Genomic DNA, 16555 nt, shown 5'->3' on the forward strand with positions numbered 1-16555 from the left:
CCGATGCAGGACCGCCCGCGCACCGTGGCCGCGGTCGGCGGGTGGGCGCTGGTCCTCGTGGCCGGCGCGCTCGTCGGCCGGGCGCTCTACGACGACGACCCGCTCGTGCGGATCGGCAACGCCCCGCTCGTCGGGACCGCGGACCTGCGCCTCGGGGCGTGGGCGCTCGCCGCCGTGGCGTTCGCGGTGGTCGCGGTCGCCACCGGGCAGCGCGTCGCGTCGGCGCTGCGCTGGCCGGTGCTGCTCGGCGCCGCCACCGTCGCCGCGGCCACGTGGATCGTGCTGCTGGCGCTGACCGACGGGCCCGACGCGCTGACCGCGCCGCTGGAGACCCGCTACGAGTACCTCGCCGCGGTCGACCGGGTCGGCTCCCCGGGCGGCTTCCTGCGGACCTTCACCGAGCTGCTGCCGACCTACCCGACGCACGTGAAGGGCCACCCGCCGGGCCTCGTGCTGCTGCTCGCCGGGATGGACGCGGTCGGGCTCGGCGGCGCCGGCTGGGCGACCGTGCTGGTCATCGCCGGGGGCGCGCTCGCGGTGCCGGCCGCGCTCGTCGCGCACCGCGCCCTCGCGGGGGAGCGCGCGGCACGCCGGGCGGCGCCGTTCCTGGTGCTGCTTCCGGGGGCGGTGTGGATGGGGACCTCCGCCGACGCGCTGTTCACCGGCGTGGCGGCCGTCGGGATCGCGCTGATGGCCGTGGCGGCGAGCGGGCCCGCGGGCCGGCGGGCGGACGGGTGCGCGATCGCCGCCGGGCTCGTGCTCGGCACCGCCCTGCACCTCAGCTACGGGATCACGCCGCTGGGCGCGATCCCGCTGGCGATCGTCCTGTGGCGGCGCGCCTGGCGCGTCCTCGTGCTCGCCGCGGTCGGGGTCGGCGCCGTCTTCGCGGTCTTCACGAGCGCGGGCTTCTGGTGGTTCGACGGGCTCGCGGCCACGCGGGAGCTCTACGAGGCCGGGGTCGCCTCCCGCCGCCCGTACCTGGAGTTCCTGCTCATCGACCTCGCCGCGTTCTGCCTCGTCGTCGGGCCCGCCGCGGCGGTCGGGCTGGTGCGGCTGCGCGACCGCGGCACCTGGATCCTCACCGGTGGCGCGGCGGTCGCGCTGAGCGCGGCGGCGCTCAGCGGCCTGTCCCGGGGCGAGACGGAGCGGATCTGGCTGCCGTTCGCCCCCTGGATCGTCCTCGCGACCTGCGCCCTGGGGTCGTCGCGGCGCTGGCTGGCCAGCGCCGCCGCCCTCGGGCTCTGCGTCCAGCTCGGAGCGCGGTCCCCGTGGTGAGCCGACGGCGTCCCCTCGCGGCCCTGGCGCTGGTCGCGCTCGCCGTCGCCGGCTGCGGTGGCGGGGAGGAGCCGACCCGCACCCAGGCCGACCCGCGGCAGCCCGCCGCCGCGACCCCGGTCCTCGCCGCCCTCGCCGCGCTGCCGGACGGCGGCTACCTCACCGGCGAGCTGGCCTCCGGGATCGTGCGGCGCGAGCCCGGGGCGACCGTCCTCGCGCGGCTGCCCGTGCGCACCGGCGGACAGCGGGGCCTGCTCGGGCTCGCCGCGACCCCGGACGGCCGGACCGTCTGGGCCTCGTACACGTCGGCGCGTGACGGTGGGCGCCTCGTCGTCGAGCGCCTGCGCCCGGCCCCCCGCACGCGCGTCTGGACCGGGCCCGTCGGCACCGCGCTGGCCACCGGCGGACACCTGCTGCACGACCCGGACCGCGACCGGCTCGTCGTCGGCGTGGGCGACCTCCAGGACCCGCCGCGCGTCCGCGACCCGCGCGCCCTCAACGGCAAGCTCCTCGCCCTCGACCCCGACGGCCCGCCCGACCAGCGGCCGCGCGTCCTGTCCGGCGGCTGGAACAACCCGTTCGCGTTCGACCGCACCCCGCGCGGACGGCTGCTCGTGGCCGACAACGCGCCCGGGAGCCGCCCCGAGCGGATCGGCCCGGGCGACGGCACGGGCGGCCCCGTGACCGACCTGCCCGGGCGCATCGCCCCGTCCGGCGTGGCGGCGCTCGGCGAGCGGCGGCTGGCCGTCTGCGGCGTCGTCAGCGGACGGCTCGACCGCTTCGAGCAGCCGACGCCCGACGCGCCGTGGCGGCGCACCGGCGTGCTCGACCGCGACTGCCGCTACGGCGTCGTGCGGCTCGGCGACGGCCGGCTGCTCGTCTCGGGCGCTCGCGACCTGCACCTCGTCGACCCCTCCGGGAGGACCCCGTGACCCTCGTGCTCATCACCGGCGGCGCCGGCTTCGTCGGCGGGCACGTGGCCGAGGCGCTGCTCGCCGCCGGCCACGACGTCCGGCTGCTCGACGACCTGCACCCGGCCGCGCACGCGACCGACGCGGAGCCGCTCGTCCCCGAGGGCGCGCAGTGGGTCCGCGGCGACGTGCGCGACGGCGCCGTCGTCGCGGCGGCGCTGCGCGGCGTCGACGCCGTCTGCCACCAGGCGGCGATGGTCGGGCTCGGCACCGACATCGGCGACATCGCCGACTACGTGTCCCACAACGACCTCGGCACCGCCGTGCTCCTGCGCGAGCTCGCCCGCACGCGCACCCCGCCGCGGCTCGTCCAGGCGTCCAGCATGGTCGTCTACGGGGAGGGGCGCTACCGCTGCCCGACCCACGGCGTGGTGCGCCCCGGTGCGCGGCGGCGCAGCGACCTCGACGCGGGCCGCTTCGAGCCGCCGTGCCCGACCTGCGGGGCGCCGCTCACCCCCGAGCTCGTGCCCGAGGACGCCCCCGCGGACCCGCGCAACGTCTACGCCGCCACGAAGCTCCACCAGGAGCACCTCGCCGAGGCGTTCTCGCGCGAGACCGGCGTCCCCGTGACCTCGCTGCGCTACCACAACGTCTACGGCCCGCGGATGCCGCGCGACACCCCGTACGCGGGCGTCGCGTCGATCTTCGCCAGCGCGCTGGCCGCCGGGCGCGCACCGCGCGTCTTCGAGGACGGCGGGCAGCGCCGCGACTTCGTCCACGTCCGCGACGTCGCGCGCGCGAACGTCCTCGCGCTCTTGGCCGCGGAGCCCGTGCCGGGGGCGTTCAACGTCTGCAGCGGGGAGCCGCGCACCGTCGGCGAGATGGCCCGCGCGCTGCAGGCGGCGCACGGCGACGCCCCCGACCCGGTCGTGACCGGCGAGTACCGCCTCGGGGACGTCCGGCACGTCGTCGCCGACCCCGCGCGCGCCCGGACCGTCCTGGGGTTCACCGCCCGGGAGGACTTCCTCGTCGGCATGGCGGAGTTCGCGCACGCGCCGCTGCGCGCGACGTCCGGCCGATGAACGGTCGGTGAACGCGCCCCGCGCGCCCTTGCCCGCGCCGTCCCGGCGGTCCACACTCGGCCGGTGAGCACGACGAGCGAGCACTCCCGCGGGTCCGTCCTGGTGGTGGACGACGAACCCACGATCGGGGACGTCGTCTCCCGCTACCTGCAGCGGGCGGGCTACCGCACCCGCCTCGCCGCCGACGGCCTCGCCGCGGTCGACGCGGCCGCCCGCGAGGCCCCGGACCTGATCGTCCTGGACCTGATGCTGCCGGGGATCGACGGCCTCGAGGTGATGCGGCGCATCCGCGAGCAGCACCGGCGGCGCACGCCGATCATCCTGCTGACCGCCAAGGGGGAGGAGAGCGACCGCATCACCGGCCTGCGGCTCGGCGCCGACGACTACGTCGTGAAGCCGTTCAGCCCGGCGGAGCTCGTCGCCCGCGTCGACGCCGTCCTGCGCCGGCTGGACATCACGCCCGAGGACGAGCCGGCGATCGAGCTCGACGGGCTGACGATCGACCCGGTCGGTCGCCGCGTGCTCGCCGCGGGCGAGGAGGTCGCGCTCACCCAGCGCGAGTTCGACCTGCTGCTGTTCCTCGCCCGGCACCCGGGCCGGGCGTTCACGCGCAACCAGCTGATGGACCGCGTCTGGCAGTACTCGTTCTACACCGACACCTCGACGGTCACCGTCCACATCCGGCGGCTGCGCGCGAAGATCGAGGTCGACCCCGAGCAGCCGCGCTGGATCGAGACGGTGTGGGGCGTCGGCTACCGCTTCGGGACGGCGGCATGAGCGGGCGGGCCACGAGCCTGCTGTTCGTCGCCGCGCTCACCGGCCTGCTGGCCGCGGTGTCGGCCCTGCCCTACGGCGGCCACGCGGCCTGGCTCGTGCTCGTGCTGCTCGGCCCGGTCGGGGTGCTGACCGTGCTCGTCGGCCACGCGCTCGCCGAGCGTCGGCCGCGCCGGTCGCTGCGCCGGCACCTCGCGACGATCGCCGTGCTCGTCGGGGCGCAGGCGCTGGTCGCGGTCGCGCTGTTCGTCCAGCAGATGTTCTTCAACGCCCACGACGCGTTCTTCACCGTCGTCGTCGTGGTGTTCGCGGGCGCGGTCGGCCTGTGGCTCGCGCGGCTGCTGGGCGGCGGTGCGCTCGCCGACCTCGACGCGATCAGCGGCACGCTCGACGCGGTCGGCGCCGGCCGGCGCGACGTGCGCACCGGGGTCGCCGGGGAGGACGAGCTGGCCCGTCTCGCCGCCGACGTCGACCGGATGGTCGAGCGGATCGCGCGCGAGGAGGACGCGCGGCGCCAGCTGATGGCCGCCGTCTCGCACGACCTGCGCACGCCGATCACCGCGCTGCAGCTCATCGCCGAGGGCCTCGAGGACGACATCTTCGAGCCCGACCGCCGCCGCGAGCAGCTCGCGCGGATGACCACGCACGTGCGCGCGCTCGGCGCGCTCATCGACGACCTCTTCGAGCTGACGCGCCTGCAGGCCGGCGAGATCCGCTGGACGGCCGAGCACGTGCCGCTCGACGCGCTCGTCGCCGAGACGGTCGACGCGATGCGCCCGCAGGCCGAGCAGCGACGCGTGAAGGTCCGCGCGGACCTCGCCGCGGGCCTCGTGCCCGCGCGCGCCAACCCGGAGCAGCTGCAGCGCGTCCTCTTCAACCTGATCCAGAACGCGATCCGCCACACGCCCGCCGACGGCAGCGTCGTCGTCCGGGCGGAGCCGGTCGGGGACGGCGTCGAGATCGAGGTGGCGGACACCGGCTCGGGCATCCCGGCCGAGGACCGGGAGCGGGTCTTCGACGCGTTCTTCCAGGGCGGCGACCGGGCGGCCCGCACGGCGGGCGGCGCGGGGCTGGGCCTGGCGATCGCCCGCGCGATCGTCGAGGCGCACGGCGGGCGCATCTGGCTCGAGGACGCGCCCGCGGGGACCCGCGTGCGGTTCCGGCTGCCCGAGGGCGTCCCGCTGCCCGCCTGAGCGCCCGGCCCGATCACGCGGCGCACGCCCGCCGCCGGGTACGGTCGCGGGATGCGCGCCCCCGAGCCGATCGCCGTCGACCTGCCCGGGCTGCGCCTGCACGCGCTGACCTGGGCGCCGGCCGCTGCCGCGGCGGACGCGCCGCTCGCGGTCCTCGTCCACGGCTACCCGGACGCGCCGTCGACCTGGCGGCATCTCGGTCCCCGGCTGGCCGCGCGCGGCTACCGGGTCGTGGCGCCCTACACGCGCGGCTACGGGCCGACCGGGCCCGCACCGGACGGCCGCTACCTCGTCGAGGACCTCGCCGGCGACCTGCTCGCCCTGCACGCGGCGCTGGACGGCGACGACCGCGCGGTGCTCGTCGGGCACGACTGGGGCGCCGTCCAGGTCTGGGCGGTCACCGCGCGCGACCCGGGGCGCTTCGCCCGGCACGTCGCGCTGTCGATCCCGCCGCCGGCCGCGCTGCTGCGCCCGCTCACCCACGCCCCGCGCGACCTGCGGCTGGGCCTGCGACAGTCCCGCCGCAGCTGGTACTTCCTCTACAACCAGCTGCCGTTCGTCGAGCGGACGCTCCTGCACCGGATGATCCCGGCGCTGTGGCGCAGCTGGTCGCCGGGGTACGACGCGACCGAGGACCTCGCGCACGTCCGCGCCGCCCTCGCCACGCGCGCGCAGCGCGAGGCCGCGCTCGCCTACTACCGCCAGAACCTCACGCGCGGCTTCGCGCGGCTGTTCGGCCTGCGCGCTGGGGCGCCGGTGCTCTCGCTGCACGGGCAGGACGACGGCTGCATGCTCGCGGCGATCGGGGAGCGCGCACAGGACCTGCTGGCCCCGGGAAGCCGCTTCGCGGTCGTGCCCGGCGCCGGGCACTGGCTGCACCTGGAGCGCCCGGACGAGATCGGGGCGCTCGTCGACGCCTGGCTGGACGGCCCGCCGTCCGGGGGAGCCGCGACGCGCTGAGCGGTCCCGCGCCGGGCGACGTGCGAGGATTGGCGACGATGGCGACCCCTTCCGGCAATCGTCAGCACGGCGAGGCCGTCGAGAACTACGCCAAGGCGATCTACGCCCTGCAGCGGCGTGGCGACGGCACCGTCGGCACGAACGAGCTGGCCGACCGGCTCGGCGTGACCGCGGGCTCCGCGTCGGCGATGGTCAAGCGCATGGCGGACCTCGGTCTCGCCTCCCACGCGCCGTACAAGGGCGTGACGCTGAGCGAGCAGGGGGAGAAGGTCGCGCTGGAGGTCATGCGCCACCACCGGCTGCTCGAGCTGTACCTGCACGAGCACCTCGGGGTCCCGTGGGACCGCGTGCACGAGGAGGCCGAGGCGCTCGAGCACGTCATCAGCGAGGACCTCGAGGCGCGGATCGCCGCGAAGCTCGGCCACCCGACCCACGACCCGCACGGCGACCCGATCCCCGACGCGGACCTGCGGATCGACGAGGGCGACAGCGTGTCGCTGTCGGCGCTGGAGCCCGGGGCGTCCGGCCGGTTCGTGCGGATCAGCGACGAGGACCCGGAGATGCTCCGCTACCTCGCCGGGCGCGGCATCCAGATCGGGGACGCGGTCGAGGTGCTCGACCGTCAGCCGTTCGGCGGGCCGCTCACCGTCCGGTTCCCGTCGGTGGACCTGAGCATCGGCGGCGACCTCGCCCGCGCGATGCGCGTCGCCGTCGGCTGACCGGGGCGGTCGCCCTCAGGCGACCCGGTCGAGCGCCCATTCGCGCTCGAGGCGGCCGATCTCGGTGTCGTACGGCTCGTCGAGGAAGAACTCCGCCCAGAGCGCGCCCCAGTCGGCGGCGGCGCGCAGGTCGCACGCGACCCCGAAGAGGATGTTCTCCATCCGCCGCATCAGCAGCGCCTCCGGCGGCATGTCGAACCCACGGACCATCGACCGCCACTCGCCGCCGATCGCGAGCACGTCGTCCATCAGCCGGTGCGCCGACTCGCCCGACAGCCGCACCGGCGGCTCCCAGTCGAACATCCACGCGCCGGTGCGGCGCATGTGCTCGTAGACGAGCTCGTCGGGGAAGTCGAACGAGTCGGGCAGGTAGCCGAGGTCCCGCAGGCCCCGGGCGACGCCGGCGGCGTCCTCGTCGCGGACCGCGGAGAAGATCACGCTCTCCCGCTTGGAGTAGCCCGCGGGCAGCTGGCGCATCATGCCGAAGTCGAAGAACGCGACGGTGCCGTCGGGCAGGCGCAGGAAGTTGCCCGGATGCGGGTCGCCGCAGACCAGGTCCAGGCGCGTCGCGCAGCCGTAGAAGAACCGGAAGACCATCTCGGCGAACGCGTCGCGGTCGGCCTCGGGCAGCTCCTTGACCGCGGAGAACGGCTGGCCGCCCTGGATCATCTCGGTCACGAGCACCCGGCGGGTCGACAGCGACGTGTCGACCGCGGGGATCCGCACGAACGGGTGGCCACGCCACGCGCGCGCCATCCGCCGGTGGTTCTGGGCCTCGAGCTCGTAGTCGAGCTCCTCGGTGACGCGCTCGCGCAGCTCCTCGGCGACCGCGTTGGTGTCGAGGCCGGGAGCGAGACGCCCGATCAGCGGCAGCAGGATCTTCATGTTGCGCAGGTCGGCGTCGACCGCCTCCGCGATGCCCGGGTACTGCACCTTGATGGCGACCTCGTCGCCGTCGTGGGTGACGCCCCGGTAGACCTGCCCGATCGACGCGGCGGCGATCGGCTCGCGGTCCAGCTCGCGCAGCACCTTGTCGACGGGCTGCCCCCACTCGGCCGCCATCAGCTTCTCCATCTTGGAGAACTCGACCTTCGGCGCGTTGTCGCGCAGCTCCGCCAGGCGGGCCTTGATGCGCTCGGAGTCCTCCTGCTCGAGCCCGGGCAGGTCGATCGTGGAGAGCACCTGGCCGAACTTCATGGCCGCGCCCTTCATCGAGCCGAGCTGCACGACGACCTGCTCCACCACCGCGGCGGTGCGCTTGCGCTGCGCGCGCTCGCGCGACTCGTCGCCGCGGGCCTTGTCCAGGAGCTTGCCACCGGCGACGCGGGCGCCCTGCCCGGCGACGAGGCCGCCGATGCGCGCGGAGCGGCCGAAGCGGGAGGTCGGGGTGCGATCAGCCATCCATCGGGATACGCACGAGCGCCCCGGACCGACCACGCGGCCGGGCGGACCGCGATCAGCGCGCGGTGACGTCCAGGCGCAGGCCGTCGCCGACGCACAGCACGCGCTCCCCGCGCAGCAGCGCGAGCAGCTCGTCGCCGACGAGCTCGCGGCGCCAGCCGCGCAGCGTCCGCACGTCGGGCTCGGTCAGGCCCTCGCGCACGGCGGTCACGACCGCCTGCAGGTCGGCGCGCGTGGCGAGCAGCTCGTAGGCGAGCCCGGAGGAGAGCGCGTGGGCGCGCACGAGCGCCTCGGACAGCGCGATCAGCGGGGCGTCCTTGGGCGACGGGCCCGGGCTGCGCTCGCTCGTGGTGGGGATCGGTGGCTGCTCGCGGCCCCGCTCGACCGCGTCGAGGATCCACTTGCCGCGCCGCCGCAAGGTGCCCTCGTGCAGGCCGCGGATCTGGGACAGGCGCTCCATCGACTTCGGCTTGCGCCGCGCGATCTCGACGAGCGCGGCGTCCTGCAGCACGCTGGAGACGGGCTTGTCCTGCTCGCGCGCGGTCTCCTCGCGCCAGGCGACGAGCTCGCGGGCGATCGCGCGGACCCCGCCGTCGAGGCCGGCGATGCGCGGCAGCCGCTCGAACACGGCGTCGACGTCGCGGTCGTCGGTGATCGTCTCGAGGACGCGGCACTCCTCCTGCGCCCACTCGAGGCGGCCGCTGCGCTCGAGCCGGTCCTTCAGCGCGTCGGTCGCCTGCAGGATGTGCAGGACGTCCTCGCGGGCGTACTCGGCCTGCTCGGGGCTGAGCGGGCGCGCGTCCCACTTCGTGAAGCTCGCGGACTTCTGCAGCCGCACGCCGAGCAGCTCCGAGAGCAGGCCCTCGTAGCCGATCTGGGCGCGCATTCCGGCGAAGCCGGCGGCGATCTGCGTGTCGAAGACGTTGGTGATCGTCGTGCCCCAGACGCGGCGCAGCAGCGCGACGTCCTGGCGGCCGGCGTGCAGGACGATCTCGATGGCCGGGTCGGCGAGCAGCTCCGCCAGCGGCGCGGGGTCGAACCCGTCGCGGTCCAGCGGGTCGAGCACCCACACGTCGGCGGCACCGTCCCCGTCGTCGACGGCGACCTGGACGAGGCACAGCAGCGACCGGTAGCGGCCCTCGCCCATGAACTCCGTGTCGATGCCCAGCCGTCCCGCGTCACGTGCGCGGGCCGCGATCATGTGCGCATCGACCTTGGCCATCGCCGTGACCCTACCCGCGCGGGCGGCACGGCGTCCGCCGAGGGGCGCCCGGAACGCGGCGTCACGGTCGCAGGACCGTCGGCTCGCGCGGCAGGCGCGCCGGGTCGAAGGCCGCCACGAGCTCGTCCATGGCGGGCGTCGCGCCGGGTGCGCAGAGCCCGACACTCGCGGCGAGCAGGCCACGGACCTGCTCCGGGCGCTCGCCGAGCGCGCACCGGTCCGCGAGCGTCACCGCCCCGTCGCGCTTGGCCAGCCGCCGGCCGTCGGGCCCGAGGACGAGCGGGACGTGCGCGTGGGCGGGGACCGCCAGGCCGAGGCGCCGAGCGAGCCAGACCTGCCGACCCGTCGTCTCGGCGAGGTCGGCGCCGCGGACGACCTCCCCGACGCCCTGGTCGTGGTCGTCCAGGACGACCGCGAGGTTGTAGGCGTGCGTGCCGTCGGCGCGACGCACGACGAGGTCGTCGACGACCTGGGTGGACGGGCCGAGCAGCCGGTCCTCGACCGTCACGACCGCCGCGTCGGCGCGCACGCGCAGCGCGGGCGGGCGGCCGCGCGCCTCCCGCTCGGCGCGCTGCGCGGCGGTCAGCCGCAGGCACGTGCCGGGGTAGGCGCCCTCCGGCAGCGCGCCGTGCGGGGCGCTGGCGGCCTCGCGCAGCTCTGCGCGGGTGCACCAGCACGGGTAGACGAGCCCCTGCGCCTCCAGCGCGGCGAGTCCCTCGGCGTAGCGGTCGGCGCGGGCGGACTGGCGCGGCACGGGCCCGTCCCAGTCGAGCCCGAGCGCGGCGAGGTCGGCCAGCTGCCCGGCCTCGTGCTCGCGGCGCGAGCGTCCCGGGTCGAGGTCGTCGATGCGCAGCACGAACCGTGCACGGGCGCTGCGCGCGAACAGCCAGGCCAGCAGCGCCGTGCGCAGGTTGCCCAGGTGCAGCGGCCCGGTGGGGCTGGGGGCGTAGCGGCCGTCGTGCGGGGCGGGCACGTCCGGCAGGCTACGCCCGCCCGGCTCAGTTCGGCGCGACGTTGCGGTAGGTGCCCGACACGGGGCCGCCGCCGACCGTGAAGCCGACCGACGCGGCCTTCACGACGTTCTCGTCGTACTGGATCGCCGTGTAGCTCGTGAGCACCGAGGTCAGCGCCCCGACGACGTCGGAGGTCAGGGCCGGCAGCGACACCGTCTGGGTCTCCTTCGTCGTCCAGGACGACCAGGCGTTCCACTCCAGGCAGACGACCAGCCAGGTCTTGCACGTGCGGGTGCGGCGCTCGGAGACCGGGACGGCGACGTCGCCGCCGGTCGCGAACAGGTTCAGCAGCTGGCTGTTGGTGAGCGTGCCGAGCTGGTTGGTGAGCGCCTGGCATCCGGTCAGCGAGGAGGCGCCGCCCGGGTAGCGGACCTCCTCCTGCACGCCGGCGACGAGCCCGAGCGTCTGCCCGAGCAGCTGGCCGACCCCGGCGAGCGTGCTGCCGAGGACGTTCAGCACCGGTCCGAGGACGGGGATCGAGCAGGCGCCGCCCAGCAGCGCGGGGGCGGCGGTGCTCTGGCTCGTCAGCGACGGGTAGATGCCGACCGCCCCGCCGGCGCCGTCGGCCCACACCGACCCGGTGACCTTGCCGGTGTTGCCCTCGATCCGCACGACCTCGCGGACGGCGGCGCTCGTGCGCTCGCTCTGGGAGCAGACGCCATCGGATCCGCACTCCTGGAGGTTCAGCGCGTAGACGACGCCGGTGACCGGTCCGGTGATCCGCACGCCGCCGCGGCCGACCACGAGGATCTTGAACGTGCGGGCCGTGCTGAGCGTGCAGTACTGGTTGCCGTCACCGACCTGGCCGAGATAGACGATCGAGTTCTGGTCGGTGGTCTCGGTGAAGCACTCGGGCGCCCCGGACGCGCTCTTCGTGGCGATGCTGCCGCCGCCGGCGACCGTGTCCTTCGTCAGCGTCGCCGCGTCGCGGTAGCCCTGCTGGGCGTCGGCGGGCGCCATCGCCCACGTGCCGAGCGTGAGCGACCGGTCGATCCCGAGCAGGCCGTTGAGGGTCGAGAGCCCGAGGGCGTTGGTGGCGCCCTGCACGCCGGACAGCGTGCCGCTGAGGCACACCGAGCTCGGGTTGTTCAGCGTGTTCAGCAGGCCGCAGCGGATGCCGATCTTCGAGCTCGTCGGGGCGATCAGCGGCTTCGTGCCGAGCACCGAGCCGAGCAGCTGTCCGGAGGCGATGTTGTTCACCGAGGTCGTCGCCTCGGTCGAGAACGAGCCCGTGCCGACGGCGTAGCCGAGCGGGACGGAGAACGGCGCGGTCCCCCTGGCGGATCTTCGTCGCGACGGCGCGAGCGCGCGCCAGCGTCCCGGTGCCGGTGCGGGCCACGCGTGCCTGCGCGCGCACCCACAGCGCGACCTGCGCCGGGCGACGGCCCGACAGCGCGGGGACGGTCCGGGTGAGGAACGACTCGTCCCACCGCCGCTCGCCGTCCTGGTCGATGCGGCCGCCGACGAGGGTCCCGGCGACCGGGCACACGCTGACCCGCCAGGTGGTGCCGAACGCGGCACCGTCGTAGTCCGCGGAGCTCGACGCGAACCGGTCGCGGACCGCGGTGGTGATGCGGCCCTCGAGCGTGGCAGCGGACGCGGTCGTGGTCTGGGCGAGCGTGCCGGTCACGTTCTGGCAGCTGCCCGAGGTCGGCCAGTCGGCGGCGGTCGAGTTGCTCGCCAGCGCCCCGGCGGTGGCGGCCACGACGCCCTCGGCGAGCGCCTGGGCGGCGTCGGCGCCGCGCTGGGCGCGCGCCTCGCGCGTCTGCGTGTCGGTGAGCGCCAGCAGCGCGAGGCCGAGCATGACCATGACGGCCAGCAGCGAGATGACCGGGACGAGCGCCATCCCGGACTCGTCGCGCAGGCGGTGGGGGAGAGCAGCGGGCACGGGGAACTCCTGCTTCACGTGGCGGGACGGTTGCGGAACGAGACGGCGCCGCGCACGACGGTGCCGAGCCCGGTGGATCCGACCCTGCGGGCGACGGCGACGCGGATCCCGACGGCGCGCACGTCGGCGGCGGCCGGCAGGCAGGTCGCGCCGACGCAGGCGTCGGACGCGTAGTCGAAGAGCTGGCCGGGCTGCTGGAGCAGGTCGCGCAGCACGACCTGGTGGGTCCATCCGCCGGTGCCGCCGGTCGCGGCGCACGCTCCGGGGGCGACCCAGGTGTCGCCGGCGCGGCTGGCCCGCACCAGGGAGGACGTCGTGCCGCTGGTGAGCGTGCAGTAGCGCACCCAGCCGGGGACGCTCGTGGCCCCGGACGGCACGTAGGTGGCGAAGACGAGGTCGCTGCGCGTGACCGTCCAGCCGGCCGGGATCGGGCCGATCTGCCCGGTGGCGACCCGCGCCTCGCGCAGCTCGGCCACGGTCGCGCGGACCTGGGCACGGGCGGTGTCCTGGGCGGCGGTCGCCTCGCTCGCGGTCTGCTGCGCGCCGGCGAACCGCTCGAAGCCGGTGAGGACGGCGCCGAGCACGAGGATGCCGAGCGTCATGCCGACGAGCAGCTCGACGAGGGTGAGTCCGCGCTCGTCCCGCAGTCGCGCGCGCATCACGACACCGGCCGGCGCACGAGCGCGGTCTGGGAGATCGAGCGGGCCCGCCCGTCGAAGCCGGTCCACGCGACGGTGACCGCGAGCCGGGTGGTCGTGGCGATCGACGCCTGCGCGCCGCTCAGGGCGGTCTCGACCTGCGTGGGCGGGCAGAGGCCGACGCTCGCGCCGCTGCCGAGCACGTCGAGCAGCCCGGTGACCCCGCCACCGGCCCCGAGCAGCCCGTTGTAGACGGTGTTGACGAGGTTGCTGGACCCGACCGCCGAGCACAGCGCGGTGCTGAGGTCGGGGAGCAGGGCGCCGACGCACGCGTTCAGGCCCGTGATGCCGAGCAGCTGCAGCCGCGCCGTCAGGGTGCCGGGGTCCATCGGATTGAGCTGCTGCGGCTGCAGCAGCTCGAGCGAGCAGCTGCCCGCCGTCCCGGTCCCCGAGCCCCCGGATCCGGTGGCGGGTCGCAGGCAGTCGAACGGGCCCGCGATGGACACGTTCTGGTACGCGTCGGAGAGGGTGCAGGCACGGTAGGAGACGGTGTAGGTCGTGCCGCGCCGGCGCAGCGTCCAGGACTGCGGCGTGCTGAGCGGCGCGGCGCCCGCGGCGGTCGGCGTCGCCGGCGTCACGCCGGTGCTGGCGGCGTCCCCGTCGGGGTCCAGCGCGACCCGCAGGCGGTCCGCCGGACCGGGGGTGGCGGCGAGCCGGTCGATGTCCGTCATGTCGTTGCGGGCCAGGGAGTTCCGGCCGCCGGTCGCCCGCTCGATCATCTCCTGGGCGAGGGCGTTGGCGACGTCGCGCTGCTTGGAGGTGGCGGTCGTGCGGTTGCCGCTGTCGAGCAGCGTCAGGGTCGCGAGCAGCCCGCCGATGAGCAGGGTCGCGGCGACCAGCACCTCCACCAGGGTGAAGCCGGTCTCGTCCCGTCGCGCGTGTGTGATCCGGTCCCGCACACCAGGGATATCGGCGCGTTCGCCGTTCACCACAAGTGGGGGAGGCCAACTGGACGAACGGACGAGGCGCCGCGCCCGCTAGCCTGCCGACCTGTGAGCGACCAGGCCGCAGCGCCCGAGCCCGTCCCGTGCTCCCCCTGCCGGGGGACCGGGAAGCTGATCTCGAACTTCGGGGGCAGCCCGCACGAGGTCGTCTGCCCCTGGTGCGAGGGGACCGGCGTGCAGATCCCGGAGCACGACGCGCAGGCCGCGCGGCGCGCCGCCGAGGAGCAGGCGGCCGCGGGCTGACGCTCAGCGCGCCGACGCGGCGCGCGCCAAGCGCTGCGCGGGCAGCTCGACCCAGCGCCAGCTCGCCGCGGCGACCAGCAGCGTGGGCAGCAGCGCGACGACGGTGGCGCCGAGGGTCGAGCTCGGCAGCAGCCCGACCGACCGCAGCCACACCATCAGCGGCACGTGCCAGAGGTACACGCCGTAGGAGAGCCGGCCCAGCGCGCTGAGCGGCGCCCATGCGAGCAGCCGGGCGCGCGAGGCGGCGCACCACGTGGCGAGCAGGACGAGCGCGAACCCGGCGGCGGCACCGGTGTCCCGCCACTGGCGGCGGTCGTCGAGCCGGCCGAAGTCGGCGGCCCACCAGGCCCCGATCACGACGGCGGCGCTGCCGGCCAGGAGGAGGACCGCCCGGGCGCGCGGCCCGACGGTCCGGCCGTGGGCGAGGACGGCGACCGCCATCCCGAGCGCGAAGTACGTCGCGAACGCCGGCAGCTGCTTGGACAGCACGTAGGCGTCGAGGTCGGGGTTCGCCACCAGCCAGGCGTTGAACGCGACGCCGACCGCGAAGAACAGGCCGCACACCGCCAGCAGCACGGCGCGCGGCGACAGCCCCGTCAGCCGGCGCAGCGCGAGCCACCCGAGGAGCGGCAGCACCGCGTAGAACGTCGCCTCGACGGCGAGCGTCCACATCGGCGGGTCGAGCTTCAGGAGCGTCGAGGACTGCAGGTTCTGCCCGAAGACCGCGAACAGCCAGAGGTCCTCGGCGGGCGGCAGGCGCACCCCCGGGGGAGCCGTCGTGCGGCCACAGCAGGACGATCGAGCCGAGGATCGCCAGGTAGTACGCGGGCACGATCCGTCCGACGCGGCGGATCGCGTACGCGCGCAGCCGGGGCGCGGGATGTCCCTCCAGCGCGGCGCGCACCCAGGGCGAGAACAGGAGGAAGCCGCTGACCACGAAGAACAGCACGAGGCCGAGGCGCAGCTCGTGCAGCGCCCCGTCGACGAACCCGGCGCGCCGCGAGGACATCGGGTCGGTCCCGGCCTTGTACAGCCACGCGTGGTAGACGAGCACCGAGCCGGCGGCGATCCCGCGCAGCCCGTCCAGGGCGGCGTCGCGCGCCGCCGGGCGCACGACGTCGGGGGTGGCCCCGCTCACCGGTCGGCGACCGCCAGCGTCCCGATCTCGCGGCCGCTGTAGCGCAGCGTCACGGGGAACCGGCCGGGCCGGTCGGCGACGAGCAGCAGCTCCCCGTCGAGGCCGGAGCCGACGGCCACGTCGACGCCGAGCCCGCGGATCTCGGCCCGGTCGGCGTCGGCGGAGCGCACGCGCAGCACCACGACGTCCCCGACGCGCGCGCGGACGGCCCGCTCGGCGGGGAGGTTCGCGGTGACCCGGTCGTCCGGGGAGGTCGGGGGCGTCAGCCGCAGCGGCGGCGCGTCGTCGCCGTCGTCGCGCGAGGAGGCCGTCAGCGCGCTGCTCAGCGCGGCGGTCAGCAGCAGGATCGAGAGGAGCAGCAGCAGCCGACGCGCGAGCACGCCCCGATGGTCGCAGATGTCCGCCGACGATCGGGTCCGCGCACTAGGACGAACGTCCATACCCAGTTCTGGGCTCAAGCTCGACGCACGGCCGGTCGATACGAGCCTCGTCAGACCCACGGTGACAAGGGCAAACCGCTCGTGAGGGCGGGACGCAAAGCCACAGGCCTCGACCGCAAGCGAGGACGCTGGGCCGCCACCGGGACCTTTGGGCCCCTCGGCATCGACCCGCGGAGCTGGCACGCAGGGCAACCCACAGGTCCATCGATCCCAGGAGGATCACTCCACATGCTGCACAAGCTCCGCAACGACGAGGGTGGCTTCACGCTCATCGAGCTCCTCGTCGTCATCCTGATCATCGGCATCCTCGCCGCGATCGCGCTGCCGACGTTCCTCGGTCAGCAGAAGAAGGGTCAGGACGCCTCGACGAAGTCCGACGTCCGCAACGCCGTGACGATGGTCGAGTCCTGCCTCACCGAGGCGCCGAACAACTGCGACAACCCCGAGGGGCTGCCCACCGGCGTCACGGTCACCGGCTCCAACGACGGCACCCCCGAGACCTACGTCGTCACGAAGTCCGCGAACGGTCGCTCGTTCACGATCACCAAGACGGGCATCGGCGTGTTCGCCCGCACCTGCAACACCTCGGGCCAGGGCGGCTGCAACAGCACCGGCGGCTGGTAGCACCGCACCGCATCCGACATCGACGTCGTC

General features: G+C 75.5%; 17 protein-coding genes, 1 pseudogene and 1 riboswitch. Of the genes and pseudogenes, 9 read left to right on the top strand and 9 right to left on the bottom strand.

The genetic code is table 11. The features are described 5' to 3' along the window. The first annotated feature begins 3 nt into the window (after window positions 1-3). From GKE82_RS26735 to GKE82_RS01295, 7 genes are all read left to right on the top strand, one after another. On the top strand, window positions 4-1275 hold the full coding sequence (locus GKE82_RS26735; protein WP_196189011.1) for a hypothetical protein: 1272 nt from the start codon (window positions 4-6) through the stop codon (window positions 1273-1275). Then, window positions 1272-2207 carry a PQQ-dependent sugar dehydrogenase gene (locus GKE82_RS26740; protein ID WP_196189012.1) on the top strand — a complete coding sequence of 312 codons (936 nt, stop codon included), beginning with the start codon at window positions 1272-1274 and terminating at the stop codon, window positions 2205-2207. The genes GKE82_RS26735 and GKE82_RS26740 overlap by 4 nt, the downstream gene beginning before the upstream one ends. Continuing rightward, window positions 2204-3268: an NAD-dependent epimerase/dehydratase family protein gene (locus tag GKE82_RS01275; protein WP_309233323.1), complete on the top strand. Its 1065-nt coding sequence runs from the start codon at window positions 2204-2206 to the stop codon at window positions 3266-3268. The genes GKE82_RS26740 and GKE82_RS01275 overlap by 4 nt, the downstream gene beginning before the upstream one ends. Before the next feature lie 63 nt (window positions 3269-3331). Further along, window positions 3332-4045 carry a response regulator transcription factor gene (locus GKE82_RS01280; RefSeq protein WP_107569822.1) on the top strand — a complete coding sequence of 238 codons (714 nt, stop codon included), beginning with the start codon at window positions 3332-3334 and terminating at the stop codon, window positions 4043-4045. Beyond that, entirely contained in the window at window positions 4042-5235 is a 1194-nt protein-coding gene (locus tag GKE82_RS01285) for a cell wall metabolism sensor histidine kinase WalK (protein WP_154732085.1), read from the top strand. The genes GKE82_RS01280 and GKE82_RS01285 overlap by 4 nt, the downstream gene beginning before the upstream one ends. 51 nt (window positions 5236-5286) lie before the next feature. Beyond that, on the top strand, window positions 5287-6195 hold the full coding sequence (locus GKE82_RS01290; RefSeq protein ID WP_154732086.1) for an alpha/beta fold hydrolase: 909 nt from the start codon (window positions 5287-5289) through the stop codon (window positions 6193-6195). A 38-nt stretch (window positions 6196-6233) separates the two neighbouring features. Continuing rightward, window positions 6234-6914 carry a metal-dependent transcriptional regulator gene (locus GKE82_RS01295; protein WP_154732087.1) on the top strand — a complete coding sequence of 227 codons (681 nt, stop codon included), beginning with the start codon at window positions 6234-6236 and terminating at the stop codon, window positions 6912-6914. Window positions 6915-6929: 15 nt separating this feature from the next. On the opposite strand, the gene GKE82_RS01300 is transcribed toward GKE82_RS01295, so the two are convergent. The 6 genes from GKE82_RS01300 to GKE82_RS01325 all read right to left on the bottom strand — a co-directional run bounded on the left by GKE82_RS01300 (window position 6930) and on the right by GKE82_RS01325 (window position 13978). Further along, window positions 6930-8315: an AarF/ABC1/UbiB kinase family protein gene (locus tag GKE82_RS01300; protein ID WP_154732088.1), complete on the bottom strand. Its 1386-nt coding sequence runs from the start codon at window positions 8313-8315 to the stop codon at window positions 6930-6932. 55 nt (window positions 8316-8370) lie between these two features. Further along, window positions 8371-9537: a ribonuclease D gene (locus GKE82_RS01305; RefSeq protein WP_154732089.1), complete on the bottom strand. Its 1167-nt coding sequence runs from the start codon at window positions 9535-9537 to the stop codon at window positions 8371-8373. Between the two features lie 61 nt (window positions 9538-9598). Next, window positions 9599-10519, bottom strand: a complete 921-nt coding sequence (gene gluQRS / locus GKE82_RS01310; protein WP_154732090.1) for a tRNA glutamyl-Q(34) synthetase GluQRS — start codon at window positions 10517-10519, stop codon at window positions 9599-9601. Window positions 10520-10535: 16 nt separating this feature from the next. Next, window positions 10536-11750, bottom strand: a complete 1215-nt coding sequence (locus GKE82_RS01315; RefSeq protein WP_154732091.1) for a hypothetical protein — start codon at window positions 11748-11750, stop codon at window positions 10536-10538. Window positions 11751-12452: 702 nt separating this feature from the next. Then, entirely contained in the window at window positions 12453-13097 is a 645-nt protein-coding gene (locus GKE82_RS01320; RefSeq protein ID WP_154732092.1) for a PilW family protein, read from the bottom strand. Then, entirely contained in the window at window positions 13097-13978 is an 882-nt protein-coding gene (locus GKE82_RS01325; RefSeq protein ID WP_146175384.1) for a hypothetical protein, read from the bottom strand. The genes GKE82_RS01320 and GKE82_RS01325 overlap by 1 nt, the downstream gene beginning before the upstream one ends. 150 nt (window positions 13979-14128) lie before the next feature. Between GKE82_RS01325 and GKE82_RS01330 the strand changes: the two genes are divergently transcribed. Further along, the gene (locus GKE82_RS01330; RefSeq protein ID WP_107569812.1) at window positions 14129-14323 is read left to right on the top strand and encodes a hypothetical protein; all 195 of its coding nucleotides are present in this window, start codon (window positions 14129-14131) and stop codon (window positions 14321-14323) included. A 3-nt stretch (window positions 14324-14326) separates the two neighbouring features. On the opposite strand, the gene GKE82_RS01335 is transcribed toward GKE82_RS01330, so the two are convergent. The 3 genes and pseudogenes from GKE82_RS01335 to GKE82_RS27680 all read right to left on the bottom strand — a co-directional run bounded on the left by GKE82_RS01335 (window position 14327) and on the right by GKE82_RS27680 (window position 15841). After that, window positions 14327-15085: an acyltransferase gene (locus GKE82_RS01335; RefSeq protein WP_154732093.1), complete on the bottom strand. Its 759-nt coding sequence runs from the start codon at window positions 15083-15085 to the stop codon at window positions 14327-14329. Between the two features lie 16 nt (window positions 15086-15101). Continuing rightward, window positions 15102-15461: pseudogene (locus GKE82_RS31155) on the bottom strand (acyltransferase family protein); the annotation flags it as partial. Then, window positions 15458-15841, bottom strand: a complete 384-nt coding sequence (locus GKE82_RS27680; RefSeq protein WP_107569810.1) for a hypothetical protein — start codon at window positions 15839-15841, stop codon at window positions 15458-15460. The pseudogene GKE82_RS31155 and the gene GKE82_RS27680, both read right to left, overlap by 4 nt. 119 nt (window positions 15842-15960) lie before the next feature. Beyond that, window positions 15961-16042, top strand: a riboswitch (cyclic di-GMP riboswitch). Between the two features lie 87 nt (window positions 16043-16129). Here GKE82_RS27680 and GKE82_RS30325 point away from each other — a divergent pair. Beyond that, window positions 16130-16525, top strand: a complete 396-nt coding sequence (locus GKE82_RS30325; protein WP_154732094.1) for a type IV pilin protein — start codon at window positions 16130-16132, stop codon at window positions 16523-16525. The last annotated feature ends 30 nt before the right edge of the window (window positions 16526-16555 follow it).

The sequence above is a fragment of the Conexibacter sp. W3-3-2 genome (genome assembly GCF_009707605.1).
Taxonomy (GTDB): Bacteria; Actinomycetota; Thermoleophilia; order Solirubrobacterales; family Solirubrobacteraceae; genus Paraconexibacter; species Paraconexibacter algicola.

What these genes read in the sequence shown, in the direction of transcription:
- GKE82_RS26735 (WP_196189011.1), top strand. Translation starts at nt 4, where the DNA reads ATGCAGGACCGCCCGCGCACCGTGGCCGCGGTCGGCGGGTGGGCGCTG.
- GKE82_RS01285 (WP_154732085.1), top strand. Translation starts at nt 4,042, where the DNA reads ATGAGCGGGCGGGCCACGAGCCTGCTGTTCGTCGCCGCGCTCACCGGC.
- GKE82_RS01290 (WP_154732086.1), top strand. Translation starts at nt 5,287, where the DNA reads ATGCGCGCCCCCGAGCCGATCGCCGTCGACCTGCCCGGGCTGCGCCTG.
- GKE82_RS01295 (WP_154732087.1), top strand. Translation starts at nt 6,234, where the DNA reads ATGGCGACCCCTTCCGGCAATCGTCAGCACGGCGAGGCCGTCGAGAAC.
- GKE82_RS01300 (WP_154732088.1), bottom strand. Translation starts at nt 8,315, where the DNA reads ATGGCTGATCGCACCCCGACCTCCCGCTTCGGCCGCTCCGCGCGCATC.
- GKE82_RS01305 (WP_154732089.1), bottom strand. Translation starts at nt 9,537, where the DNA reads ATGGCCAAGGTCGATGCGCACATGATCGCGGCCCGCGCACGTGACGCG.
- GKE82_RS01320 (WP_154732092.1), bottom strand. Translation starts at nt 13,097, where the DNA reads ATGCGCGCGCGACTGCGGGACGAGCGCGGACTCACCCTCGTCGAGCTG.
- GKE82_RS30325 (WP_154732094.1), top strand. Translation starts at nt 16,130, where the DNA reads ATGCTGCACAAGCTCCGCAACGACGAGGGTGGCTTCACGCTCATCGAG.